This window comes from Paenibacillus sp. FW101-FHT12H11, assembly GCF_058790355.1.
This window is the reverse complement of sequence record NZ_JBYTCO010000006.1, coordinates 1-22,870: the sequence shown is the minus strand read 5'-3', so window position 1 is coordinate 22,870 and position 22,870 is coordinate 1. Positions and strand designations below refer to the sequence as shown.

General features: G+C 41.0%; 28 protein-coding genes and 2 rRNA genes. 4 read left to right on the top strand and 26 right to left on the bottom strand.

Going from position 1 to position 22,870, the window contains the following annotated elements; all coding sequences use genetic code 11:
- Positions 1-396 precede the first annotated feature (396 nt).
- The 17 genes from AC3WTJ_RS19885 to AC3WTJ_RS19805 all read right to left on the bottom strand — a co-directional run bounded on the left by AC3WTJ_RS19885 (position 397) and on the right by AC3WTJ_RS19805 (position 14,499).
- On the bottom strand, positions 397-831 hold the full coding sequence (locus AC3WTJ_RS19885) for a hypothetical protein (RefSeq protein WP_492523319.1): 435 nt from the start codon (positions 829-831) through the stop codon (positions 397-399).
- A 152-nt stretch (positions 832-983) separates the two neighbouring features.
- The gene (locus AC3WTJ_RS19880; RefSeq protein ID WP_492523318.1) at positions 984-1,625 is read right to left on the bottom strand and encodes an immunity protein Imm33 domain-containing protein; all 642 of its coding nucleotides are present in this window, start codon (positions 1,623-1,625) and stop codon (positions 984-986) included.
- A 180-nt stretch (positions 1,626-1,805) separates the two neighbouring features.
- On the bottom strand, positions 1,806-2,381 hold the full coding sequence (locus AC3WTJ_RS19875; protein ID WP_492523317.1) for a hypothetical protein: 576 nt from the start codon (positions 2,379-2,381) through the stop codon (positions 1,806-1,808).
- A 28-nt stretch (positions 2,382-2,409) separates the two neighbouring features.
- Positions 2,410-2,880, bottom strand: a complete 471-nt coding sequence (locus tag AC3WTJ_RS19870; RefSeq protein WP_492523316.1) for a hypothetical protein — start codon at positions 2,878-2,880, stop codon at positions 2,410-2,412.
- Between the two features lie 176 nt (positions 2,881-3,056).
- Positions 3,057-4,751, bottom strand: coding sequence for a DUF4179 domain-containing protein (locus AC3WTJ_RS19865; RefSeq protein ID WP_492523315.1), 1,695 nt, complete (start codon positions 4,749-4,751; stop codon positions 3,057-3,059).
- Complete coding sequence (locus tag AC3WTJ_RS19860; RefSeq protein ID WP_492523314.1) at positions 4,729-5,319, bottom strand: RNA polymerase sigma factor; 591 nt, start codon at positions 5,317-5,319, stop codon at positions 4,729-4,731. Before AC3WTJ_RS19860 ends, AC3WTJ_RS19865 begins: the two co-directional genes overlap by 23 nt.
- A 222-nt stretch (positions 5,320-5,541) precedes the next feature.
- A complete protein-coding gene (locus tag AC3WTJ_RS19855) occupies positions 5,542-6,054 on the bottom strand; it encodes an AAA family ATPase (protein ID WP_492523313.1) in 513 nt (170 codons plus the stop codon).
- A 470-nt stretch (positions 6,055-6,524) separates the two neighbouring features.
- Positions 6,525-8,207, bottom strand: a complete 1,683-nt coding sequence (locus AC3WTJ_RS19850) for a hypothetical protein (protein WP_492523312.1) — start codon at positions 8,205-8,207, stop codon at positions 6,525-6,527.
- A 469-nt stretch (positions 8,208-8,676) separates the two neighbouring features.
- Entirely contained in the window at positions 8,677-8,964 is a 288-nt protein-coding gene (locus AC3WTJ_RS19845; RefSeq protein WP_492523311.1) for a hypothetical protein, read from the bottom strand.
- Positions 8,965-9,098: 134 nt separating this feature from the next.
- Positions 9,099-9,581 carry a GyrI-like domain-containing protein gene (locus AC3WTJ_RS19840; protein WP_492523310.1) on the bottom strand — a complete coding sequence of 161 codons (483 nt, stop codon included), beginning with the start codon at positions 9,579-9,581 and terminating at the stop codon, positions 9,099-9,101.
- 180 nt (positions 9,582-9,761) lie between these two features.
- A complete protein-coding gene (locus AC3WTJ_RS19835) occupies positions 9,762-10,175 on the bottom strand; it encodes a DUF4304 domain-containing protein (RefSeq protein ID WP_492523309.1) in 414 nt (137 codons plus the stop codon).
- A gap of 172 nt (positions 10,176-10,347) precedes the next feature.
- Positions 10,348-10,593, bottom strand: coding sequence for a hypothetical protein (locus AC3WTJ_RS19830; protein ID WP_326063143.1), 246 nt, complete (start codon positions 10,591-10,593; stop codon positions 10,348-10,350).
- Positions 10,594-10,701: 108 nt separating this feature from the next.
- Positions 10,702-11,190, bottom strand: coding sequence for a hypothetical protein (locus tag AC3WTJ_RS19825; RefSeq protein WP_492523308.1), 489 nt, complete (start codon positions 11,188-11,190; stop codon positions 10,702-10,704).
- A 648-nt stretch (positions 11,191-11,838) separates the two neighbouring features.
- Positions 11,839-12,090, bottom strand: coding sequence for a hypothetical protein (locus tag AC3WTJ_RS19820; RefSeq protein ID WP_492523307.1), 252 nt, complete (start codon positions 12,088-12,090; stop codon positions 11,839-11,841).
- Positions 12,091-12,224: 134 nt separating this feature from the next.
- Positions 12,225-12,686: a contact-dependent growth inhibition system immunity protein gene (locus AC3WTJ_RS19815; protein ID WP_492523306.1), complete on the bottom strand. Its 462-nt coding sequence runs from the start codon at positions 12,684-12,686 to the stop codon at positions 12,225-12,227.
- A gap of 141 nt (positions 12,687-12,827) precedes the next feature.
- Positions 12,828-13,319 (bottom strand): hypothetical protein, encoded by a 492-nt coding sequence (locus tag AC3WTJ_RS19810; RefSeq protein WP_492523305.1) that lies wholly within the window; start codon positions 13,317-13,319, stop codon positions 12,828-12,830.
- Positions 13,320-13,956: 637 nt separating this feature from the next.
- Positions 13,957-14,499 carry a P-loop NTPase family protein gene (locus AC3WTJ_RS19805; RefSeq protein WP_492523304.1) on the bottom strand — a complete coding sequence of 181 codons (543 nt, stop codon included), beginning with the start codon at positions 14,497-14,499 and terminating at the stop codon, positions 13,957-13,959.
- 319 nt (positions 14,500-14,818) lie between these two features.
- Between AC3WTJ_RS19805 and AC3WTJ_RS19800 the strand changes: the two genes are divergently transcribed.
- Complete coding sequence (locus AC3WTJ_RS19800) at positions 14,819-16,084, top strand: IS110 family RNA-guided transposase (protein WP_492523303.1); 1,266 nt, start codon at positions 14,819-14,821, stop codon at positions 16,082-16,084.
- A gap of 779 nt (positions 16,085-16,863) precedes the next feature.
- Here the strand turns inward: AC3WTJ_RS19800 and AC3WTJ_RS19795 are convergent.
- From AC3WTJ_RS19795 to AC3WTJ_RS19765, 7 genes are all read right to left on the bottom strand, one after another.
- Positions 16,864-16,944: a hypothetical protein gene (locus tag AC3WTJ_RS19795; RefSeq protein WP_492523662.1), complete on the bottom strand. Its 81-nt coding sequence runs from the start codon at positions 16,942-16,944 to the stop codon at positions 16,864-16,866.
- Positions 16,945-17,255: 311 nt separating this feature from the next.
- A complete protein-coding gene (locus AC3WTJ_RS19790) occupies positions 17,256-17,804 on the bottom strand; it encodes a sugar O-acetyltransferase (protein WP_492523302.1) in 549 nt (182 codons plus the stop codon).
- 136 nt (positions 17,805-17,940) lie between these two features.
- The gene (locus AC3WTJ_RS19785) at positions 17,941-18,153 is read right to left on the bottom strand and encodes a hypothetical protein (protein WP_492523301.1); all 213 of its coding nucleotides are present in this window, start codon (positions 18,151-18,153) and stop codon (positions 17,941-17,943) included.
- 10 nt (positions 18,154-18,163) lie between these two features.
- The gene (locus AC3WTJ_RS19780; protein WP_492523300.1) at positions 18,164-18,466 is read right to left on the bottom strand and encodes an SAM-dependent methyltransferase; all 303 of its coding nucleotides are present in this window, start codon (positions 18,464-18,466) and stop codon (positions 18,164-18,166) included.
- 33 nt (positions 18,467-18,499) lie between these two features.
- On the bottom strand, positions 18,500-18,643 hold the full coding sequence (locus AC3WTJ_RS19775) for a hypothetical protein (RefSeq protein ID WP_492523299.1): 144 nt from the start codon (positions 18,641-18,643) through the stop codon (positions 18,500-18,502).
- 10 nt (positions 18,644-18,653) lie between these two features.
- Positions 18,654-19,688: a sensor histidine kinase gene (locus AC3WTJ_RS19770; RefSeq protein WP_492523298.1), complete on the bottom strand. Its 1,035-nt coding sequence runs from the start codon at positions 19,686-19,688 to the stop codon at positions 18,654-18,656.
- Positions 19,685-20,398: a response regulator transcription factor gene (locus tag AC3WTJ_RS19765; protein ID WP_492523297.1), complete on the bottom strand. Its 714-nt coding sequence runs from the start codon at positions 20,396-20,398 to the stop codon at positions 19,685-19,687. Before AC3WTJ_RS19765 ends, AC3WTJ_RS19770 begins: the two co-directional genes overlap by 4 nt.
- 193 nt (positions 20,399-20,591) lie before the next feature.
- Between AC3WTJ_RS19765 and AC3WTJ_RS19760 the strand changes: the two genes are divergently transcribed.
- The 3 genes from AC3WTJ_RS19760 to AC3WTJ_RS19750 all read left to right on the top strand — a co-directional run bounded on the left by AC3WTJ_RS19760 (position 20,592) and on the right by AC3WTJ_RS19750 (position 22,299).
- A complete protein-coding gene (locus AC3WTJ_RS19760; protein ID WP_492523296.1) occupies positions 20,592-20,846 on the top strand; it encodes a hypothetical protein in 255 nt (84 codons plus the stop codon).
- A gap of 25 nt (positions 20,847-20,871) precedes the next feature.
- Positions 20,872-21,570, top strand: coding sequence for a cytochrome c biogenesis CcdA family protein (locus AC3WTJ_RS19755; RefSeq protein ID WP_492523295.1), 699 nt, complete (start codon positions 20,872-20,874; stop codon positions 21,568-21,570).
- Between the two features lie 84 nt (positions 21,571-21,654).
- Positions 21,655-22,299, top strand: a complete 645-nt coding sequence (locus tag AC3WTJ_RS19750) for a peroxiredoxin-like family protein (RefSeq protein ID WP_492523294.1) — start codon at positions 21,655-21,657, stop codon at positions 22,297-22,299.
- Positions 22,300-22,528: 229 nt separating this feature from the next.
- Here the strand turns inward: AC3WTJ_RS19750 and rrf are convergent.
- Both rrf and AC3WTJ_RS19740 read right to left on the bottom strand, forming a co-directional pair.
- Positions 22,529-22,645: ribosomal RNA gene (rrf, locus tag AC3WTJ_RS19745) — 5S ribosomal RNA — on the bottom strand.
- A 146-nt stretch (positions 22,646-22,791) separates the two neighbouring features.
- Positions 22,792-22,870, bottom strand: a 23S ribosomal RNA gene (locus tag AC3WTJ_RS19740); the annotation flags it as partial.

The window sequence follows — 22,870 nt, the reverse complement described above, 5'->3', positions numbered from 1 at the left end:
GCCGGCAGCCTCCTTCAGTGAATCCTGAAGCATTGTTTCCTAACTTTTCTCTAATATAACAAGTGAATAAACTGTTGCACCCATCTCACCGCCTGACATAGCACTCTGAGATACAACCCTTCCATCCCTCTTGTAAAAGCTGATTTAAATCATTTAAGTTATTCTTTTTATCGCTGCAATAATGAACTACAATCGCCTTTTGCATGAATGCACCTCCAGATCACCATTGTACCATACATATTATTCCATTAAACTGCCCTTTAGTTCAATGAAAAAGCAGCAGATCTTAGTGACCGGCTGCCGCGCTGTTGGTATTGCACTAAAGTTATCCGTAAGTTTAACGACGGTTGCCGACTTGCAGCATCCGCATAGGGGTTGAACTATATTAGAAAATCATCAGGCTCGGTTGCTAAAGTCATCCCAATATTGATTACCAATTGTTTTTAAGTCTTCAAGTGAAATTAAATTACGCTCGGGGTCATAAATGTAGATTTCACTTGCTTTAACGTTAAGATATCCAAAGGACTGCCCTTCGTTGATACTGCAAAAAACCTTTACCTTATCCTCAATTACTTGTGCCTTCAAGATTTCAATATGAAGTTTGTTTAGTTCCTTAAAGTCCCGAATCGTCTCACTCGTGTCAACGTCTTCTAAGTACAACTCAGCAGGATGAATAAGTTTTATAATAAAGCCTCGAAATTGTGACTTAATTAGTTCAGCAAGATACATAATATCGATGGTACATTCAATGCCGTCAAAGGTATTCCTGATGTCTTCTACACCACCATCGTGGAAAATACTGAAAAGCAATTCCTGATTTTTTAGGTTCAAATGCATTCCTCCACATAAGTGATAATATACCTTTTTCACATATACTTTCATTAACTTTCAAGTGCAGCAAGGCTTCCGGTTAATCAAGTATCTTTGCTTGGTGTATGAGCTATCGTTCGCCGTTAGCTCAATCGACCAGCTCTAAAAAATTGTTATTTTATTGCATTTTCATCGAACCAAATATCTTGTTCTTTCCCTGTGGTATTAAATCTATATCCAAAAGGTAAAGCGAGATATTTGATTAGTTCTTGTCTTATAAATGCTAAATGGTGATAATGAACCGTCATCAAAGATTCCACGTTATTGTCATACAGTTCAGTTGTAAGCCACCATCCCGACATATGCTCGGGTGATGGATATCTCACCGCATCGACTGCTAGTCCTTCGTACACACCTTTAGAAATAACTATCATTTGATTGAAAATTGGAAATATCGCAGTTGCCCCGTATTCCTGACATTCTTGTTTTTGTTCTTGAACTACTTTAATTGCATAATCCGCACCTTCTCCAAAACCTTCACCATTGCTTTGGACTTCCCATATTTCATAATAAAGTTCAGAAAATACACAACATTTTACCAACCAAGAATGGTATGCAATGGTTTGATCAGGCTTAATTAATGGCTTAGCATCAATTACATAATTAATTAAGTAACTGATCAGCTCTACATACTCATTATGCAGCCTTTTTTTAATGGATATAAGAAATTCTTTTTCAATCATTTTATTCAATCCATTTGTCCGAATATATCCATTTTCAAACAATATCTCAATTCCGCGGTAATTAATCATCATTTTCTCCTCATATAAAAATCAATGCACTTCATCCCATTTTTACAGTTGATTAGTATTTCTAGTTGCCAATCACTTTTCCTTGTCATTTAGACTATACTCTCTGAACGAAATTAGGGAGCAGCTGCCTCGAGGCGATCTGCTCCCTGATCATTACGCTATAGTATCCGTTAGCGCAATATTTCAAGGCTTCTTTTTGGCAGCTAACATTTCATTTATACTGTGCAGTTCGATCCGATCGGCTTCATCTCTCTGGTCCAAGTATTCATTCTCACCTATAATTGGAAGTTTGTCATCTTCAAAAAATGCTAACAACCTTTTCGCCTCTACTTCTATAGGGGCCATATATTGATGAAGCCTTTTATGATCGTTTTTTAACGCTTCTATATATTCCTCGCTGGTTGTAATAAAATACAACGCAATGTACCTAAGAAAATTAAAACCACCGCAGTAATCGTCGTACAATTGTTCCATTATTCCTAAGGAGTCCTTATCATTTAGATCCAATCTATTTAGTAAATCACGTATTCGTTCTTGTTCAAACACGCCGAGAGAGATCAGATTTCTTATTTGCTTTTCTGTATCTTGAAACGAATACTTATTTTTATAATCTCTAGAAACAAATTCGAAATATTCTTTGTTACCAAGAATGGCTTCCAATTCATCATGGTTATACAACCACTGTTCAAATTCAGATATTGGAATTTGACTTTTAATAAATCGATACATGAATCGGTATGCTTCAATTTTATTTATCATTTATGAGGCCCCCGTAATGCAAGATAATCTAGATTCCAAAATGAAACAAATAAAATGAACCTTTAGACAATGCATTTGAAAACGATATAATTTTATCAAATTGCTTCAAGACTTCATTTCTATTGAAAAATAACTTTTCATAGTGACCAGAATCGACTTGGTCTACCACTGTCACGTACTCTCCCGTTAATTTTAAAACCTCAGGAGAATTCTTAAATAAGTGCTTCCAAGAATTAAACACATTGCCTAAGATAATTGCAGATTCCTCGTCAAAAAGAGTCACGCCGTGGTAGTTAATTCCTGCCCCAATCGGGATTCCTTTTAAAGCAGGGTTTTTACTCGGAATCCACTTTAAAGTGTCTTTAATGTATAAAATAATATCGTCTTGAATTTCTGCACTGTCAACGATCTCTGTTCGATTTTGTATCCCCATCCAAAATTGACTCACGTCAATTGTTTTCGGTACAAGATAAAATTCATGTGTTAATCCGATATTCAATCACCTTCCCTCTTAAAAGTGTTCTTTATTTTACTTCCATAGCCAGACCTATTTTCCCTCCAGATTTTATTATGTTTTCCACGTTAACCTGCCAGTTAGTGTGGAAAAGGCAGCCGATCGGCTGCCGCGGGTATCTTTATTCAGCTATCGTTCTTTCTTTAGCTTAACAATGCATTTTACTGCGTCTTGACTTCCTCCTTCATCGTTATAGACCAATCTGCGTTGGTATAAAGTCGATCCACTACCTTTCGAATCAATTGGATTCTATCCGGTATTGTGGTTAGTCCTTTGGCACGGAAATCGAATGCCCCTCCTAAATTTGCTCCACCCAGTATAATATAACCATCTTTCCAATCTGATGCTTCCGTGGTCGAGGCACCGCGTCTAGTAATCATATAATCTTTGTTGCTACTAGGAACTCTTAGTATCCATTGACTGTAGCTATCTTCATTCCGTAATCTTCCGGTCAGATGTAAGGCACCTTCGGCTTCTTTTCCATTTGTATTCGGTGGGGATTCTACTGTGAAATCTTGTAACATGAGTTCATCACCGTCAAATCGGAAAGGAACTGGTTGATCTTTCAATTTGGTAGGTTCAAACTCGACCGATACACCATCACGTTCTGAGACAAAATAACCATCCAACACGAAAGTGTAGGGGGTTTCTTGAGGTAAATATTTGAACGTATAGCTCCAATGCATCAATCCATCTTTGTCGCCGGGGATATGAGACTCCGCCATTAAACTCTCTTTATGCTGCCCCTTTCTAGCGTTAACACTATGAATCTCATCCCCCTGCATATCCTCGAAATGAAACTTCAAGCCTTGTTGCTTCCACAATTCACCTGGAGAGCGGGCTAACGCTTTCTCACTGAGCTCTGTATCGATTTCTAATCGAATACCCTGCACCATTCGGGTCAACCTCTTCAAGTGAATCGTCATTCCGTCCGGAGCTGAATAACTTCCCTTTAATGGGGTAACAGTCGTTTTTTTCTTAGCTTCTTTCATATCGATAGAAAAGTCGAAGTTCCATTTCCCTTCAATAGAGGGGACATTTGCGCTTGTGTTGCCCAACTGAGTAATTCGACCTTCTATCGTAATTCGGTCCGTTTGAAGAGGCTCTCTAAAGTTCGCAACCAGATAGTAAAAATCATTCGTCTTTCCCATATCATACATATCTCCGACGATTTGCCCCTTATCGTCCCTAATCTTAATACTATTTTCTAAAGCAAAAGCAATCATTTCTCTTTCATGCTTTCCATCTGGTCCGAACAACTGTAGTGCCAAGATAACTCTGGTAGGGTCTGCTACCGCTTCATCAATTTTGACAGTATAGCCTTTATCTTTTACCTTTATGTTCGGATGCTCCACCAGCCCAAACTCTTGCGCCCGGAGCAGTCCGATATCGACGTTATCGCGCGTGAAAAGGGAACGGAGAGTCTCAGCCAGCGTTGGCCCGGAATACATAATCACGGTACTTAAAAGAATCAGTAACGAAGCCGCTCCGATTATTAGCTTCCAATAGTATGCGCCTCTTAGCTTGAAAATGCTTTTTCCAGCATCTGTTGGTAGAGTTTCTTTGATGGTCACGGACTCAACGGAGCCTACGATCGTCGTCATTGTAGCAGGGAATGATTCTTTCATCGTATCTAGATCTACTTTCTCCAGCGCTGCCATTACTTTGGAGGTAAACGAATCAGATAAAGCTTCCGAGAACAACTGTTGAGACCATCTTGCTTGCTGTTCAAGTTCCTCAAGGTAAAGGGAGCGGCACCTCGGGCAGTTGTCGATATGCTCGGCCATTTGTTGATTATGGGAAGAAGGAGCTACCAGGAGGTATACCTCCATCTCAACGGGGCTTAAGCATGCCATCGATCCTCACCTCCTCGACAGTCATCATTTTTTTTAATCTCTTTTTAGCCCGATAAAGATCATTTTGAATTTTGTTAAGAGGTACATCCAATACTTCACTCATTTCCTCGTAACTCAAGTCGTTTGTGTAGCGCAGCAGTAACACGATTCGATAATTAAGTGGCAACTGCTGAATTAAAAGTTGAACCTCCGTGCGCTGTTCCTCCTGAAGCAGAACCATTTCCGGATTTTTACCGGGCAAATGGTCGGGAGGGGGATCCGCTAGCCACTCTGTGGGACGTGATCTTCTCAGAGTGTCCTTCAGCAGGTTAGCCGCTATGGTATATAACCATGCAGCAAGGCTTTTATTTGTGTCATGCGAAGCCAGTTTACGGTATGCCTTAATAAAGGTCTCCTGAGTCAAGTCTTGGGCATCCTGGTGATCCGCCCCCATTCCCCGCAGTAGGCCGTATATTTTATTTTTGTATCGGTTCACCACAAAGGCGTAATCCTCTTTACGGCCATCAATTACATTACTAATCCATTGCAATTCACGATCTTTCTCATTTCCATCTACACATTCCTCCACTGCTAAGCCTCCTTGGAGTTCTATACAATATAGACGAATAATATTAGCGGAAACTCTCACTCCGAAGACGAAACAATTTTTTTATAGTAAAAGCCGGCTCTCCAATGGCCGGCTTTTGATCATGTTATTTAACTAACGTTCCCAGTTAACGCAGTGGATTGTCCTGTTCGTATCCAGATGCACTGATGTATTGGGCTGTTCTTGAGCGCCCGTAAGTTACTGTCATTGGCGTTCATTTGCTTCTATTTGATGGAGGATTTCGTCAGCGACGTGCGCGATCGGTGCGGTCGCGTCGATTATAATCCTGTTTTTAGGAATGCCTTCTTTCGTTTGATGCAAGTGCGCACTGATTTCCCGTTCCTCTGGTCTGCCACCCCAGTCAGTTGGGTCCAGTGCCACTCGCTCATCAATCCGCCGAAGAGAGGTTTCCAGGTCGACCTCAAGGACAAACACGCCGTCGAAGAGATCGATGAATTTGGGGAAATTCCGCGAACCACCGCAGAAAAATGTTACCGCCTCATCCTGATTGTCGACCAAAGCTTTTACTTTATCTACATTCCAAATGTGGTGTTCAGGTTTAAAGCCATCCGTCGGGGTACCAGTTTCCGGATCGCCTTGATAAGCCAATTCACGGTCACCATGAATGGCATGGTAGCCTCGCCGCTGCAATTCGTTGCAGACCGTAGTTTTGCCTGCGCCGGAAACGCCTCCAATCATATAATTCCTAATGCCCATGGTAGACCCTCCATTCAACTGGATAAGCACAATATATTAGAACTTTCTGGGATATAAACCGTGAGGACCCCCATAATCTTCCCATTGTATAAAATTATGCTCTTCTTTGATAATGATCCTGCTCAGCGAATACTTCAAATACACGCCCTAATTTCGTGAGCCAAATAAACAGTACCAGATAAAATATAATTATAATAAATGATTTTTAATCGTATTGAGCAAATCTGCCCGTTATTAATGTAGTGTGGTGCTTATAAAATATGAGTGAGCCCATCACCGTAATTTGGAAGAGTTCTTAATTTCCAATTTGCAGGGCAATGGGCTATTTATGTTCTATTTAAGACCGTGTAAGATACTGTCGTTTATAAACTTCATTATCATCTTCCATCAGCAAGAATCCAAAAACATAGTGTAAAAGCTCTTCAGTTGATCTAATTTTGCAGTGAGCAGCCTCAACTTATGGATCCGCATTAGGATCCACTCCCCTCATGCCCGGCAATAATACCGAAAACCGCCGGATCGCCGATCATCTTTTGCATTTCTTCCTTATCTATGATCTTTGTCTCTTTCGCTCCCCCCATTTCCAAGTGGATGGAAGTCGGTACTATCCGCAAGGCATACTCCCCAGGGACAGCAGGTATCCCGCCAGTGTCCTGTTGATCCCATTCGAATAATATCGATTGCGAGCTCATTCTTTCTGGAAACGCCGCTGAAAGTGGAGGAAGCTTTCTTGTCCATATGAGTTCATTCTTCTCCAGATTTTTCAATGCTTCTTCCGGTTCTCCGCCAAGTTTAAAGATTTGCATTTCAAACTCAGTCGGTGAAACGGTTAACGTTTGATCCGAAATGTTTCGTACTTGAAGTGTAAATGGAATGCCCTCATCTTGGTAGAAGCTATGCCTCTGGGAATATTTCATCAGAGTGATTTCAAGAGGAGCTTTTTGTGGTTCTCGAACCTCCTCGGATTGCTGCGACTGGTACTGTCTCCAACTTCCAACCAATGACCTGTCGGTATCCTTTCGAGGCTTCGGAACCCACAGGTCTCCGTCAGAGCCACGGAATAAGTACCAGTTCAGTATGCCGTCACCAGACCATTTAGCGATGCTTTGCACCTCCTGCGGAGCATAGTAACCTTTTGGATGGGCGATAGCTTCAGGGCTTGGATAGGTATAGGCAGCCGTTTCCTCGGTAAAATGCAGCATTTCGCTAGAAGCTGTCGTTCCGAGAGGGCGCTTATGAAGTGACAAACTCGGACTGACCCAAACCGTTTCCGCAGTGCCGGCCTTAATTTGAAACCAATCCCCCCAGCGCGCCGATGCCTCCAACTTACTCCCCGCATCGAACCATATCAATAGATCGTTCGATTCTGGTGCGGATGCACCATAGCCTCCTGTAGGTAGCGCGATGAACTCGTGTACAGGCTTGACGCCGGTTTTTTCGTCGTTCGGCAGAACCCATAGAGGTCCTTGATCCGTTTGAATCTTATACCAAATGATTCCCCTGAAGCGGTAACCCTCTTTTCCCGTGTCCCACCGGGCAAGAACATGAACAGTTTGCGGAGCGAGAGTCATCGGCGATTTTGTAAGGTAAGGAATTTCGTACAGTTGTTCCTTGCGTGTGAGAAGCATATCGAAGTCAGCGGATTCCTCGCGGATTTCCTCCTGCAGCAAAGGCGAATAAAGCCAATACAACTTCCCGTCGTCCTTCTTGAAACGATACCATCTGTCATAGCGCCCGGTAATGTGCACCTCTTGTGGGGGAAGCGTCACGAGTTCCTGTTCCACGGAATATGGCGAATCATAAATCCTCTCAACGTTCACAGTGTGCGCATTGTAGTCCACGGGATCGATTTTTCCGAGTACGACCACACCATCTCTTCTAGGCATCCATTGCTCGCCCAGCCAAGTATCTACCTTGTACCAAACGTCCTTGCCGTCACCTACCGTTTCCTTGACTTTAAGTGTTTGAAAACTGCTTACAGAACCCGTGGGCGCTTCTTCTGACATATGGGCATAAAATGGAGCATCCTTCACAGTGGTAATGACTTGCGATTCTGGCTGAACAGTCGAAGCCGCCGCCGAGGTAGTTGCAAAGATGAAACTCACTGCGACGCATGCATATCCTGCTATGTTAACTATCCATTTCCTATTCATCCGAACACTCCTTCCACCTACTTCATTAGACGGAGGCCACCGTAAAAAGTTTCTTGAATCACCCATTGAACCCAATTTCTAACATTGGCAAACGACTTCGTCGCCCCTGAAGGCCGAACGAGTTTGTAAAGGTTGGTGCGAAGAAAAGTATAGAAATTTCTCTCTCTAATCAACTAAAGAGGAACGCTCCCGCGCCTTCGCTAGGGCTACGTCCTCTTCAATATATTCCATTTCCAATTATAAATTAAAGAACGTAGCATGTAGTGCTTTAGAAAGAGTCTTATCTTAGTCTAAGTCTAAGCACTAAGAAAACACTATATTATCTTCAACAAAGACCTGTAAGTAAATTAAAAGTGCAACCACCCTAGCCTCCCGTTTGCGGGGAAAAGGCAGCCGGTTGATGTTGGCTGCCTGGTTCTATTCGGTATTAAGCTGTAGTTCTCCGTTAGTTCAATACACAATTAGTTTATCAGATTACGATTTCCTTCTTTATTGGCTCCTCATCTCGATTTCTTCTCAGCAATGCTTGGTATAATGCAATAACAAAAAGCAACGTACCAATAATCATAAACAGGATACTAATTACATAAGGTGCCCTTAACATGGTTGAATCCAAAGCTAAGGAAAATTTACCAGGCGGCTCACTCCATCCCGTCATATGGGGAACATAATTTGCAATTGCCAGATACACCATTCCAAAGAGTAATGTTCCACTTAATAAGAAGCTAAAGGCTGATACTAACAATAATCTCATCAACAGTTGGACTCCACCTAACCCGATAATAAAGAGGTTTAATGGTTTTCGTAATCTTGAACCCGAAAAACCGTCGTTCCAAAGAACCGCCTTTATAATACCATATTTCGGAAAGATCCTGCCCGTTAACGTAATGTTCATTTCTTCTTTACAGGACAGAATATTTTTATTTCATTCCGTTCATCATCTAAATCTCTTATTGTTTTCTCGTCGTATCTTTCAAAATAATAAGCTGTATCATCATATGTATATCCGTTTTCATTCAGCCATTTAGTAGTGAAATCATAAGCTGTTACCGTCTGGCTTGCCAATCCCTTATAAAGTGTTAATGAGTAAGTACGAGGCAATAAATGTATATGAACCATTCCATGTGGTAAGTTTTCAAGAGATTCCACTTCAACACAACAATAGAAATCAACTGTTCCGTTGTTACTTTTGTAATTTGGAGGAGATATTCCATATGTCACATTTGGATAATTAATGTTTTTTATTTCATTTTTTCTTCTTACCAATTCATCGTATGCATTTTTAATGTTGTTTCCTAAATTAGACATATTAGCACTCGCTCTTACCCCAACAAATGTTGAGATATTGTCAGTTTGAATGATTTCAATCTCCATGTAATTCATTCTCCTTTTTTGTTATCTCTCTGTATTCAATTTTTATACAAAATATTCCTTTTTATTGCAGACAGGAAGAGGCACAACTTTCATGTTAGCCTGCCCGTTAGTTAAAAAAACGGCAGCGTTCCGTGGCTGCCGTTTTTGTGATTATTCAGCTATAGTGTCCCGTTAGCGTAATTACGGTTGGTAATCAGTTACGGCCCAATATTCATCCGCTTCACTTAGATTTTTTAATGCCTTGTATGCAACTTTATCGTAGATATTACCGAACAAGTTAAATTTGTCATACCTAAACCAATTGTCTTTATCTCCAATCCTTTTTCTATTTTTAAGATTCAAATCATATGGGGTTACTTTGTTCGGCGGGACTTTTTCTCCCCAATGATGAGTATGACCCGCTGGAGGACAAACGGCTACTTCGATGATGAAACCACCACCATACTTATCGAATTGAAATGTTAGGAGGTCTATTTTCTTGTCGGTTACTCTTCGAAAATGCGGAAATGTACCCTTGAAGCCACGCTCGCGCAAGCTGCTGGGAATATAGATGTTTTTCAGTGAGTTTAGCATTTTATCTCTTTCTACTGACAACTACAATCACCCCACCTTATTTCTTTGTTCGGTAGACGTTAGAATTCGATAATTCGTTGAATTATCCTGCCCGTGGAAAAGGCAGCCGTCTTTTCAAGGGCCGGCTGCCGCGGTATCTTTATTAAACTATAGTATCCATTAGTACAAAAAAGTTCAATGTTACCGTACCGTATTATTCCTCTATTTCAACTAATTCCTCATCGTCACCAATGATTTCAAGCACTGGCTTTGTAAAAGCTTTCTGAACTGAATTTAACGTCAATTCTAAGCCTACTTTGCTCTCACCACTAAGTACATTTTTACCCCAAATCCATGATGTGGGTTTGTCATTCTCATAATAAACTTCGCAAACATCATAAGAAACAAGCCCATTTTTCCAATCCTTTTTAACAACTCTATAATTCCAATAATTATCCAAACTTCATTCTCCTTTACCAGCAAGTTTTTTCAACTCCCGATAGCATAAAAAGGCCACCCTCGGCAGCCTCACGATATTGATCCTTCGTCCCCGATAATCATTTGCAAATTAGCCCTTACATCGAAGTTGGTTATAGTGATTTACGGTATCGGCAACACTTGAGACATTATTTAAATCAATAATCTTTCGAAGCTTCATATTCCAACATTTTAAATTCAAAGAATCACATAAATCCTGGCAAATTCTTAGTGCATTAACTACACTTCCCTCTTCTCGAAAAATATTTGTTCTTATTGAAATTTCTTCGGCTTCTTCTGTAGCCTGCCCTGTATTCAACTCAATTTCAATCTTGTTTTTCCCATCAAAATACAGAAAATAACATTCATCATCAAAGGAGTTCCATGACTTCAAAGTTGAGTCGTTCTGAATATAGGCTGACTTTTTGAGTACATCTACAGCTTGATGAAAACTAAATTTATTTTGACCAACAAACTCTATACCATCTTCGGAGAAATTCGGAACGTTTCCCACGGGAAACAGAATAAATTGATAATCGCCGATTGCTATAATGGTCACCCCTAAGCAATATGATTGCATATTACTAATTCAAGATATTTCCATGTTATCCTGCCCGTTAGCGTGGAAACGACAGCCGATCATCATGACCGGCTGCCGCGATGCCTTTATTAAGCTATAGTTCTCTTTAGTTCAATAATACAAATTATTATTTGTTCTTTTGTTTTTTCAATATATATCCACGTGTAATAAATTAACCAAAAAACAATAGGAACAAATAACACAAGAGGTCTCTGGTTTGCTGCAAGAAAGTAAAGCAAAAATACGCCAATTATTAGCGCAGGTGGCATTAGAATAAAATACTTTTTATTATACACTTTCATCCTTTCATCCTTTCATCCCCTCCCTTTTCCGATCGTCATGACCGGCTGCCGTGATATCTTTATTAGCTATAGTTCCCGCGTAGTAAAGATTGACAGAGACAGCATTACTTTAATGAATCTTACATTACAAAGTGATACAAACCTGATAATAATAGAGCAACCATCGGCCCTATTACGAAGAATGCAATAATCTTCATTGGGGTTGACAACCCATTGGGTTCATTTAATATATCAAGTTTTTCATTTATCTTCTTTAGTTCTTTTAGTATTTCTTCACTTAACTCATCTTACAAAATTATCCACCCTACTATTACTCCGTAGTTGCTTCATCAAACTGCTCCATATATTAGAAAGGGAATTTAATTATTACAAATATTAAAATTATAATTCCGACTCCTACAGGGAGCAGTCCTTTTTTATCTTTTTTTGTTAAGTAAGAAGTACCACCATTAAATATCAATGAACCACACATTGTAACCATCATCCATGAAAATCTTGATTGGTCTTTATAGCCTTCATCATCTACAAAAAAAGATATTGCAATAACAACAGTTACTATACTGAATAAGATACCAAGTATTTTTATTGGTTTTTTCAATAACAAACCTCCGTCCAATTGCTCAACTAACGTCTCCCGAGGGAGCTTAATGATTTCCTAGAATTCTTCTAGAATTCTTATGTAAAAGATATTCCGCAATTTCTTGAACGAATCCTGAACTTGATTCTCTAAGTCTATATTTTAGAAATTGTGCTTTTCAGATCAATAATAAGTTTCTTGAAATCATTATTCTCTCGCTCAACATCTATTTCCTCTTCTTCCTCCTCCAAGAAAACTAGCTTGTATGAATCAAGTTCATTTAATAGTAACAAAACCTCATCTCTAATTTCTGAGTATTCCAACAAGAATGAAGCATCTACTCGGCTTAGGGAATATATCATTTCCCCATCATACAGCCCTCCAACAATTGGATTTATTCTTAATCTTTTAATAGCTTCAGGAATAATATAAAAAGGATGATAATTCTGTCTTAACAGCTTGGCTAGGTCCTCATCGGACAATTCTTTAACCTTAGTATTGAGTATTTTTCCAAACCACCTTGACATCGAAGAGCTCTCATCTACAACATACTCCTCTGTAAATCCTTCGTTCTCTGCAATCTCATTAATCGTTAGTTCACTATGATCACTTCTCATAAATCCTCCTTATCTATGGTCATTCGCATAGTTTTTAATATCCTGCCGTGTTTCCACGTTATTCTGCCCGATAGTTGAGTAGATCTCACAGAAACGAAAACAAGCGATGGAATGTTTCCCTCGCTGCACTATCGTTTTCCTTTAGTTCAACGAGTCTTCATTCAAAATGACACAAAACTCCTCAAATCTTTTTAATTCATCAAGCGCATCATGCACTATGTCTTCTACCTCTCCGTAAATACCTGCAGTTGCTAAATAATATCCGTCACTTAACCGATCTAAAAATGAAAACTCATTTAACTCTTTATCAGAGGTGCATCCAAGTACATACAATGCGTAAATATAAGAAAAGAAATTTACTGTCGATATTTTCTCATTAATAAATTCCGATCGTATTCTACCCAATATTAAATACATTGGATGTTGAAAATCACGCTCTCCGTACAAAGATTTTAAAATTGAAAGCATGTCGGTAATCCTCTTGGAACTGGAGAGAGATAGTTCAATAAAATTATATGGAACATCATATCTTTCAATACAATTATCCGCCCATTTTATGATATCGTTTTTATTTTTATATCCCGTTGCTAATGCGAGATAATAGAAACCTGCAAGTAATCCCAAGTTATTCATATGTACTTTATCCTTCGCAGTTTATTATGAAACGTTCTGCTTTTAGTTAAATCAATTAATAAGTATCGTCACCATTCGGTTCCCCAGCAAATTGATATGTAAGGTTTCGTCCGAAGAGTTAAGGTCTTAAGATTTTTATCACGGAATAATAGCTGTGCGAATTCAGAAGCTCCCTGTTTTTTTATTTCTATTCCATAAACTTTCTCCAAAGTAAGTTCAACTAGAACATTATTTTTTGATGCCATCTTATATGAATAAAACAGTTGTTCGGTTCAATTTCTATCTCTAAAACATCAGTTCGCCTTTTTAGAATGAATCTCCATTAATTGTAGTATTCGGGAATGTCCATTTCATCTGAAAATTGTGGCTCACATTCAAAAAGCCCAATAAGTTCGTGTTTATCAGGAAATATCTCCATTCTTTAACCCGCCTCCAATAACCCGCATTTCCCATATTATACTACATTTGGATTACGCTAAACTTCCCGTTACTTCAATAAACAAAAGACAGCTGCCTGTCGCGGCGATCTGTCTCTTGTTTTTGAACTATCGTTCCTCGTCGTCATGAAGGGCGAATGCCCGAAGAGTGAATATGGTGATATCTGAAGTAGCCAACTTCCTCGAATTATCAATCAGATTTATGCTTTAATTATCTCTTCTATATACATCGTTTTGTCCTCAACATTTATATCTCCTTCTAATCTCACAACCTGACACGGCAATGCTGCCAACCATTCTTCATGTAATATCCTGCTTCTCATCTCTATTCCAGCTTCATCATATTTGGATGCCCATTCCATGAAATTCTGATAAGACTCATAACGCTTTCCACCAAAAGCAATATCTTCTCCATATCTTAATGTCTCTCGTTCCTTTAGTCTTCTCATACGTATGTCTTTAGTAATCCATACATAGATCACCAAATCGAAATACGGAATGAATACGTCTCCCCATCCACATAATGATCCTGATAAAACCCACTTGGGATGACTATAAAGATCCTTCATGAGTAAATTGATTCTCTCTTCAATTGGTCGGACTTTCGTAAATGGTTCTTTATCTGGTATCCAATAATAATCATCAGTATCAAAATGCTTATATCCAAATTCATTGGACATTGCTTTAGCCAATGTGCTAGTACCCGAACCAGATGCCCCTAAGATATGAATTTGATTTTTCATGTCATCTCACCACTCGAACGTAATTAAGGTTTTTTTTATTGTTTAGTCTCGGCTATTTAATATAACATCTTTTTCGCGTACTTCGTAAATTCGCCGTGCCTAAGGTATTCGACGAAATAGTTGAACTGCCCGTTACTTTAACGAAAGTAGGGAGCACCTATCGTATAGGTCGCTGCTCCCAGCTTACTATGTTATCGTCTCCCGTTAGATTCCTGTAGATGGATAAATTTCAGCTTTGTAAAAAAACGAGCGCCTCGGTACGATGGGGTTACGCACGAGGTCATTGCCTCAAAAATCCCATCCAGGAGGACGCTCTACTATGAAGTTTAAATCACAAGAAAAGCAAAATCAACTCATTGAAAACATTACCGTTAATCATATTGTTGTTGGCGTAGATATTGCTCAAGAGACTCATGTTGCCAGAGCGGTTAACTTCCGTGGTGTCGCGCTCGGGAATCCTTTAGAATTCAGTAATGACGAAGAAGGTTTCATATCCCTCGACCGTTGGATTAGCGACTTGTTAGCTTCATATAAATTATCTCAAGTTATCGTTGGTATGGAACCGACTGGCCACTACTGGCTAAGCCTTGCCGGGTGGCTCAAAAACAAAGCCATTGAAGCCGTACTTGTTAATCCTCACTTGGTTAAAAAGAATAAAGAAAACCGCGACAATACACGCTCTAAGAGCGACAAAAAAGATGCTTTAGTTATTGCCGACATGGTCAAAAACGGTTACTACTCCCCCGTCCGCTTCCACTCTTCCGAATACGAGGAGCTGCGAGTGCTCATGGCTAACCGCGAAACGGTCGTTAAACGACTCGTAAGTGCCGTTAACCAGATCCACCGCTGGGTCGACATTGTCTTCCCTGAACTGAGACAAGTCTTTAAAATCTTAACTTGCAAGGGTGCTTTGTTAACCCTTCGGCTTTTTCCGCTCCCGGCTGAGCTATGTAAACTAAGTCCTGACGATGTCATTAAAGGATGGCAGAAATCCATGAAGCGGCATTCTGGTGTGCGTAGAGCTCATCTACTCATCGATCTTGCCAAGAAAACAGTTGGATCTAAGCAGGCAACACATCCTTACAAACTCCATCTAGAGCAGCTCCTTGAAGAGCACGACTTAGCCACGAAACAACTGCAGCGGATCGAAAAAGAAGCCAAAGATGTTCTTGAACGTATCCCCTATTCAGGCAAAATCCTTGCCATTAGTGGAATAAGCGCCATTGCTCTAGCTGGTATTTTAGGAGAGGCTGGAGATCTTCGAGGTTATGCGCACGGGAATGCTCTACTTCGTCACGCAGGACTTAATATAACCGAAGCAAGCTCGGGTAAATGGAAAGGACAACTGAAGCTCAGTAAGCGAGGTCGTCCACGCCTGCGTCACTTTCTCTATTTAATCACGATGTGCATGGTCATGAGTAACCAAGAATTTAAAGCCTTACATCACCATAATGTTCAGGTGAAAAAGCTTAAAAAGATGAAGTCCATCATGAAGTTATGTGGAAAACTAGCTCGACTCTTAGTAGGAATGGCCCGTAGTGATGAAGCCTACAACCCCGAAAAAATCTTTGCATTAGCAGCTTAACATAAACCTTTTCTCACGCAAGTTGGCGTATTCGCAGGAGACAAAGAAAGCACGGAGTATCGGGATACATTGCGCAAAAGGGCTCCGACCCGTTCCGTTAGAAAGACCGACCTCCACCTCTGTTCCCGCATGCCTTTTTAACGACACATCCTTAAGTATCTCGCTATCTTTCATTTATCATCGATATCTAAGGGATGAAATCCTGCGAGTAGACGAGCTTGCGTGAGGAAATCAGATTATACCGAGGGAGCGCAATGGACTCACTTTCTTGTCAAGATATTTCAAGCTTATTGCGCAATTTTGCAATACCTTTTGACAGGTCTTCACGATTCTTCCTGCTCTGAATCCAATTAGGAAGTCTACTTGCCAAACTCTGATTTTTATTTGGTTTTCTTTCACGTAAGGAAGAGTTAATATAGCTATCCAAAAAATCTAAGTGTTCTTTGTTATAAGCCCAAAGTAAGTTCCCACAACAATTAGTTCTTAACCAAAGGTTTAAACCCATAAATGTCCCATTCCCCCACGTACCAACTACTGGATCACTTAATACGCCACAACATTTGCATTGCAGAATATATCCGAACTTACTATCACTTTTCCTTAACCCTTTAGCACACTTCTTACAATGGGGACACTCAATGAGAATGGTATAATTGAACAAAAAATCGTATATTCTTTCAGCATCATCTTGAATCTTAAAATGGTCTCTAGAATCATCAGAGCAGTTTCATTCACCTCTTCCAGTAATTCACCTTTGGTTGGCGTATTAGCAATTCTAATTAACTCTGGTTTTGAAATTCCTTGATTAAATGTATTGGCGGCCAATTTATATCTTGAAGCCATTCAACAAGAATAGGAATAAGGGCAACTACAGCTTTCTAAAGTGTGCAATTGACTAATTCCTTCAAAGTCATGTTTATCTCTTGGTAGATAGATATCTTGATTATCCATGAAAATCCTCCAATTTAACGCCATTAGCTTACTCTAGAGTTCAACCGAAATAATGCCTGTAGTTCAGTTCCGCGGGAGCTTAATAACAGATACCCTGGAGGGATTATAGAGGGGTTCTTTTGGAATTACATATAGAATTCCCGGCTTCTCCTTGAGACAAATTTGTTAACTGGAGAAGATCATTATTAATTACTCACTACCCATCTTATTTCCTCTCATTTTATTCCTCTGTAATCTGCTTGAGCACCTTGGCTGGATTACCTGCGACTATTGTGTTTGCTGGCACATCTTTTGTTACTATTGAACCGGCTGCCACAATGGAATTATCACCAATTGAAACCCCGGGCAGAATTGCGCAATGCCCACCAATCCAAACATTATTTCCAATCGTAATGGGGATGCTGTAACCAGATTTATTTCGGTCTTTGGGTCCGATATTATGACCAGCCGTGTAGATCCCGACATTCGGTGCTATCATGCAATCATCACCGATACGCACCTCTGACATATCCAATATGGTGCAGTTATAACCGGCATAGAAATTACGGCCAACATGAATGTTGTAACCCAAATCACAATGGAAATTATGTTCGATATTAATGCCTTCACTTACGCTGCCAAATAGCTCTCGAATCAACCGTTCTTTCTCTTGTCCATTTTCAGGATCACAGTCATTGAAGGCCTTCACAAGCTTTTGGGCTCGCATGCTTTTCTCCCCCAGTTCATTCGTTCCCCGTTCGTAATAAACCTTCTCTTTTTTTTCTGACATGATTTCCTCCAGGCAAAATAGTTTTTCTAAGTATATACTATCCGGTATTAGCATTGAAAATGCTGCTCGTTACAACAATGAAACAGGGAGCAGCACCGCGACGGTCTGCTCCCTGTATTAATTGAACTTTTTTTCGTTAGCTTAGTGGACTGCCATTTTGTACAGCCCAAGTTACAACGTCACTTTTCAGTAACACTTGTTTACCATCTCTTAAGATCTCAATTTCGTAACCTTTTACAGTATGTTTCAATACATGCCAATCCTTATACAACTTTTTGAGTTTGTTAAGTAACTCATCTGTATCAAACAATAATTCGAACATAGGATCCATTTTTACACCTGTTTCCATTTCAGTTTCACTAATGTTCGAATTCAATTCTATCAATTACACCGTATTGCTTACCGTAATTATCAAGATTCCGAATAGCAGATTGTAGTAAATCAACACAAACAACTTTCCCGCCTGTTTTTATTAGTATTTGGGCTAAAGGAATACTGTTTCTTCCAACGCCGCACCCTAAATCCAGTAACCGCAAGTCATTATTCTCATCCAATAGATCAAATAAATCTAGTATCGTTTTTACTGGTTTATGCAGCCAGGAACCATCCTGAAAAAGTATTAGATTTTCGTAACAATCATCATGATATAGTTTTTCTTTCATTCTGATTTCCTCGAGTCGGTTAACAGACAAACATTATCCCCCCATGATTCCTACATTAAAGTGTTCCGTTACTTCAATGGGAACAGCGAGCAGCTGCCGCGGAGATCTGATATCTACCGTTGTGGCAAACTGCTCCTGGATGACTGAACAAACGTCTCCAGTTAGTTCAATCAGCACTTCCAGCTTCTTAGCCCTTCATCAACATGACCTTAAACACGCTCCCCGATTCGGAGCTCGACTCCAGTTCAACGGTCCCCTGGAAGATGGCAAGCAAATGGCGGACAATCGACAGACCTAAGCCAGCCCCGCCATGACTACGTGCCCTGGATGAGTCGAGCCGGTAAAACCTCTCGAAAACCAACTCCTTTGATTGAGGGGATATTCCCTTCCCCGTATCCGAAACCCGAACCACAACCCGTTCATCTTCCTGCGATACCTCCAGCGTTACATTCCCGTTTGGCCGATTGTACCGTATGGCGTTGTCCAACAGATTTCGAAAGACCAGGAATAAGAAGCTTTCTTCCCCCTTAACCAAAACATCGCAAGGCTCTATCAGATGGAGTGTTACCCCATATTTGACTGCCATCGGTTCCATAAATGATTTGGCATCTGCGAGAATGTTGGCCAGTTCTGCAACCTTGTGCTCACTTTGCGACTGATCGTATGTGCCGTCAGCCAGCAGCAGCAAATCCTCCGTCAATGACTCTAGCCGTGCAAGCGTCCGCTCCGTTGTCGCCCTGTAATCTCTCCATTCATTTGGATCAATGCCATCGTTGTCTCCGGATACTTCAAGATTCGTGCGTAGGATGGAAAGCGGCGTTCTTAATTCATGCGCGGCCGCGGAAACGAAACGGGCTTGTTGTTTAAAAGAATATTCCAGGCCATCCAGCATCGTATTAAATACAATCCCTAGCTTTTTCAATTCATCATGAAGTTGATCAATCTCTAGTCGTTGGTGCAGGGTGGTTGCCGTTATTCCAGCGGCTGTTTCGCTCATCCGTTTCACAGGCTTCAGGATAATCACGGCGAGCCAGTGCGAACTGAAAATCATGCCTGTTAGAACGACAACCAAGCTTATGATTCGCCCCTGCAGCTCGGATACAATTCTGAAAACGGAGAAAAAAGACTCTATAGCCACATATAAAGTAATCAATATCGCCAAAAAAAGAATAGAAAACAGCGTCACTCTGGCACGCAGCGAAAGCCGGTTCCATGATTTCATGTCGTTTCCTCTTTCTTTGCAAGAGTGCTTAGAGCCCATTTATACCCATAACCTTGAATGGTCTGAATATAACGTTCTCCTGCTTCTGGCTCATGATGCGAGAGCTTTCTGCGCAAAGAATTGATGTGAACCCGGACTGTTGAGGAAAGGGGATCCGCATGGATATCCCAAACATGCTCAAGAAGCCTTTCCGACGAAATAACCTCGTCTGGATGCAGCATCAGATATTCGAGCAATCCGAATTCTTTTTTCGTCAATGAAATTAGAGCATTATCGAACCTGACTTCCTTTTTCTTCGAATCAAGGGTAAGCTGATCGAACTGCAGGACGGGGCTTTTCAACGACGAGCTCCGGCGAAGGAGCGCTCGAATGCGAGCAAGCAATTCATTGAACATAAAGGGTTTACGCAGGTAGTCATCCGCGCCCGAATCGAGCCCCTCTTCCACTTCGTCTGGATGGCTGCGCGCTGTCAGCATGAGAATAAATACATCGTTATGGTGCGAGGACTGGCGAATGCGTTGACAAAGTGAAATGCCGTCCAACTCCGGAAGATTGATGTCGAGAAGAATCACATCATATTCATTGGTATCCGCGAGTTCCCACCCTGTTACACCGTCAATAGCGCTGTCCACGGCATAACCTTCTCTCCTTAACCCCTTGGCTAATGCGCGTGAAAGGTCCTCCTCATCTTCGACAATGAGGATTCGCATATAACCACTCCTTCCTTTCATGACAATGACATTAGAATATCACACATCTTTTTATGAAACGAGGAAAAATCATTCAATCTTTCGGAGTTTTACTGACTTAACAAGGATTTAACAGTCCGACCTTTATAATAAAAACAAATCTTCCTTTTGCACGGAGGATGATTATCAGAATGGAAAAGAAGGAGGAGTTCTTTTGTTAATCGAGGTTGTAACAGCTGGACCGGATTGTTCCATCTGTCAAAAAGCGATAAAGATAGTGAAGCAAGTATCAACGGAATTTCCGCAAATCGAGTTTCAGGAGTTACATGTGGTCGATCAGTTTGTGCGTCTTCAGGAACTGAACATTTTTAGTAGCGGAGCGATTATCATCAATGGGAATGTGGAATTTGCCATTTTGCCCTCACTACCTAAGCTTCGTGAACGAGTGTATGAATTATTTAATCAATAAATCCGCTAGTTAGAAGGAGAAACAAATGGAAAATTTATATCATTTTACGATTGCAGGCGGAATTTCCGCCTCTACCTACATTCTTGTGTTCATCGCCGGAATCGTGAGCGCGGTATTAGCATGTTATTTGCCCGTGCTTGCCATGTTTGCGAATTATGTACAGAAAGGAGCTAATGGCGATAAAAGAAAAGCCATTGGGATGGCTATCAACTTTATCTTGGGTATGGTTGTCACATCGGTGTTGACGGGTTTAATCGTCGCGCTGCTCGGCCAACAGTTCCTGCCCTATGTTGAGAAATACAATTTACTAACTTTGGTTCCTCCCGTCTTTGACATATTGGCTGGATTGCAGTTGCTTGGTGTCATTTCATTCGCAATGCCTACTTTCCAAAAGTCGTTGAACCAGCCACAACCGCAAAGCAACTTTGCCGCTTTCAAGCTAGGGATTCCTTATGGACTTGTTATTTCGCCTTGCGCGATTCCCATCTTTTTTGCATTGATTAGTTATATCGCACTTCAGGGAAGTCCGCTACACGGAGCGTTGCTCATGACGACCTATTCGTTAGGGAAAGGTGTAATACTCTTGGCCGTCGCAGTCTTCTCCATTTCCATTCTAAGCAAATTAGCAAGGTGGGGTGGCCCTGTTAGAAGAGTTGCAGGCTACCTCTCCATCGCGTTTGGTATTATTTTCCTGGTTATTGGATTTATAAAATCAGATAATTAGTTAGTTAAAACGAAGGCAGTATCCGTATTTGCAGGAAATCTCAACATTATGACGAAAAAATCAAATATTTAAAGGAGAATGACAATGACCTTAAATCAGGAATTAGCGCAGATGAAGAAGACGTTTGATCCTCATACGCCGCTGGAAGCGCAGGCCGCTCTATCTCGGCTCATCCGGGAGCAACAAGAATCTGCTAACCCTTTTGGTCTGCAGATTGGACAGAGAGCCAAGGATTTTACCCTACAGGATGCACTTGGTCGGGTGGTCAATCTATATGATGAGTTAGCTAGAGGCCCGGTCGTTTTAACCTTTTACCGTGGAGGTTGGTGCCCTTACTGCAGCAGACAGCTTAAGTCCTATCAGCAAGTGCTGCCTGAGATAGAAAAACTAGGTGCTCAACTGATTGCAATCAGTCCGCAAAGCCCAGATGCTACACTCTCCCAAACGGAGAAGGATGAGCTGCGCTTCCATGTGCTAAGCGACCGGAACGGTTTGGTTGCGGCGATGTATCGTATTCTTTACGATGTTCCAGACTACATACAGGACGTATTTCAGCAAGGCTTAGGTCTCGATCTAGCAGAATACAACGCCACAAGCCGATGGATTCTGCCGGTGCCCTCAACATTCCTGATTGACGAGAGTGGTTCCGTCCGTTCGGTATACGTTAATCCAGACTTCATGAAACGGTTTGAGCCTGAAGATATATTATTTGAATTACGCAAGTTGTAACCCCCAGCGTGCCGGAGTTACGGTTGATAACCTCTTTATACAATATTAAGATATAAGTAAGGATGAGGAAGATTGACGCCACGCTCTACTACCCGCTAGAGCAACGACAGAAGGAGCAGTTGTTAAGATGGCAAACTGCTCCCTGACCGCTAAACTAAGTTCACCGCTAGCATAAACGCTAACGTTCAAAAAAATAAAAAAGACCTCACTTTTAAAGTGAAGTCTGTGTGCTTGGCAACGTTCTACTCTCCCAGAACCCTGCGGTTCAAGTACCATCGACGCTGGAGGGCTTAACGGTCGTGTTCGAGATGGGAACGCGTGGGTCCCCTCCGCCATCATCACCAAACAGTCAAAGCGTGGTTTGCGCCTTGAAAACTAGATACGAAACTTGTGTAAAGTTGAATTTCTTAGGTTTGCCCTAGGTTTTAAATCCTTTGGGCCCCGTTAAAGTACTTGAGTCCACTTCGGAGCTCTTCATCACTTTAATGGGAATAGGTTAAGCCCTCGACCGATTAGTATTCGTCAGCTGCATGCATTGCTGCACTTCCACCTCGAACCTATCAACCTCGTC

Coding starts and splice junctions, on each gene's coding strand:
- AC3WTJ_RS19770 (WP_492523298.1), bottom strand. CDS start 19,688: ATGAAATCATGGAACCGGCTTTCGCTGCGTGCCAGAGTGACGCTGTTT.
- AC3WTJ_RS19800 (WP_492523303.1), top strand. CDS start 14,819: ATGAAGTTTAAATCACAAGAAAAGCAAAATCAACTCATTGAAAACATT.
- AC3WTJ_RS19765 (WP_492523297.1), bottom strand. CDS start 20,398: ATGCGAATCCTCATTGTCGAAGATGAGGAGGACCTTTCACGCGCATTA.
- AC3WTJ_RS19850 (WP_492523312.1), bottom strand. CDS start 8,207: ATGAATAGGAAATGGATAGTTAACATAGCAGGATATGCATGCGTCGCA.
- AC3WTJ_RS19780 (WP_492523300.1), bottom strand. CDS start 18,466: ATGAAAGAAAAACTATATCATGATGATTGTTACGAAAATCTAATACTT.
- AC3WTJ_RS19785 (WP_492523301.1), bottom strand. CDS start 18,153: ATGGAAACAGGTGTAAAAATGGATCCTATGTTCGAATTATTGTTTGAT.
- AC3WTJ_RS19755 (WP_492523295.1), top strand. CDS start 20,872: ATGGAAAATTTATATCATTTTACGATTGCAGGCGGAATTTCCGCCTCT.
- AC3WTJ_RS19810 (WP_492523305.1), bottom strand. CDS start 13,319: ATGAATAACTTGGGATTACTTGCAGGTTTCTATTATCTCGCATTAGCA.
- AC3WTJ_RS19825 (WP_492523308.1), bottom strand. CDS start 11,190: ATGCAATCATATTGCTTAGGGGTGACCATTATAGCAATCGGCGATTAT.
- AC3WTJ_RS19750 (WP_492523294.1), top strand. CDS start 21,655: ATGACCTTAAATCAGGAATTAGCGCAGATGAAGAAGACGTTTGATCCT.
- AC3WTJ_RS19875 (WP_492523317.1), bottom strand. CDS start 2,381: ATGATAAATAAAATTGAAGCATACCGATTCATGTATCGATTTATTAAA.
- AC3WTJ_RS19865 (WP_492523315.1), bottom strand. CDS start 4,751: ATGGCATGCTTAAGCCCCGTTGAGATGGAGGTATACCTCCTGGTAGCT.
- AC3WTJ_RS19880 (WP_492523318.1), bottom strand. CDS start 1,625: ATGATGATTAATTACCGCGGAATTGAGATATTGTTTGAAAATGGATAT.
- AC3WTJ_RS19805 (WP_492523304.1), bottom strand. CDS start 14,499: ATGAAAAATCAAATTCATATCTTAGGGGCATCTGGTTCGGGTACTAGC.
- AC3WTJ_RS19855 (WP_492523313.1), bottom strand. CDS start 6,054: ATGGGCATTAGGAATTATATGATTGGAGGCGTTTCCGGCGCAGGCAAA.
- AC3WTJ_RS19790 (WP_492523302.1), bottom strand. CDS start 17,804: ATGTCAGAAAAAAAAGAGAAGGTTTATTACGAACGGGGAACGAATGAA.
- AC3WTJ_RS19840 (WP_492523310.1), bottom strand. CDS start 9,581: ATGGAGATTGAAATCATTCAAACTGACAATATCTCAACATTTGTTGGG.
- AC3WTJ_RS19815 (WP_492523306.1), bottom strand. CDS start 12,686: ATGAGAAGTGATCATAGTGAACTAACGATTAATGAGATTGCAGAGAAC.